Annotated in this window: 1 protein-coding gene; it reads left to right on the forward strand. The window is 77.6% G+C overall.

What is annotated here, in order from left to right; genetic code table 11:
- Positions 1-1118, forward strand: a 1118-nt coding sequence (locus tag QMK34_RS47505) for an ATP-dependent helicase C-terminal domain-containing protein (protein WP_326421633.1), incomplete at both ends; no start/stop codon positions are given.

The following is a 1118-nucleotide window of genomic DNA, read 5'->3' on the forward strand; positions in this document are numbered from 1 at the left end:
GTAGGTGCCAGGTCGGCGGCCGAGGTCGTCGCGCTGCTGGATTCGGGCGGCACGCTGACCGACGTCGAGGCGGAGTTGCGGCGGCTGCGCGGCAGCGGCGACGACGGAGCACGACGGTGGAAGACCGAGGTCAGGCGGCTGAGCGGGCTGGTCGACGGCGGCGGGCGCGGACGGCCGGACGCGGCGCTGGTCGTCGCGCTGGCCCATCCGGAACGGCTCGCCCGGCGGCGCGCGGCGGGCACCTCGGTGTATCTGATGGCGGGCGGCACCGCGGCGGAACTGCCCGGCGGCAGCGGGCTCGGCGACGTCGAATGGCTGGCCGTCGCGGAGGCGACCCGGGATCCGGGGCGCGTGCACGGCACGATCCGGCTCGCCGCGGCCGCCGACGCCGGGCTGGCCGTGCGCGCGGCGCCGAACCTGGTGACCGAGTCCGACGAGGTCGCGTGGTCCGGCGGCGACGTGGTGGCCCAGTCGGTGCGCCGGCTCGGCGCGATCGTCCTGGCGTCGAAGCCGTTGCGCTCTCCCGGCGTCCCGGCCGTCCGCGCGGCGCTGCTCGACGGGCTGCGCGCGGAAGGCCTGAACCTGCTGCGCTGGACGGCCGACGGCAAGCGCCTGCGCGAGCGGATGGGCTTCCTGCACCGTGTGCTCGGCCCGCCGTGGCCGCCGGTCGACGACCACAGCTTGCTGTCCACAGTGGACACGTGGCTGGACCTTTCGCGCGCCAGGCGACGGTCGGACCTCGCCACGATCGACGCCGGGGCGGCACTGCGCGGCCTGCTCCCGTGGCCCGCCGCGTCGCGGCTCGACGAGCTCGCCCCGGACCGCCTGGAAGTCCCGTCAGGCTCCCACATCCGCGTCGACTACACGGGCGACCAGCCGGTGCTGGCGGTCAAGCTGCAGGAGACGTTCGGCTGGCTCCAGACCCCGGCCCTGGCCGACGGCCGCGCGCCCGTCGTCCTGCACCTGCTCTCCCCCGCCGGCCGCCCCGCCGCCGTCACCGCCGACCAGGAGTCTTTCTGGCGCAACGGTTACACCGCCCTCCGCGCCGACCACCCCGGCCGCTACCCCCCCCACCCCCGGCCCCCGGGCCCCCCCCGCGCCCCCCCCCCCCCCCCCCC

Source organism: Amycolatopsis sp. H20-H5 (assembly GCF_035828755.1).
Taxonomy (GTDB): Bacteria; Actinomycetota; Actinomycetes; order Mycobacteriales; family Pseudonocardiaceae; genus Amycolatopsis.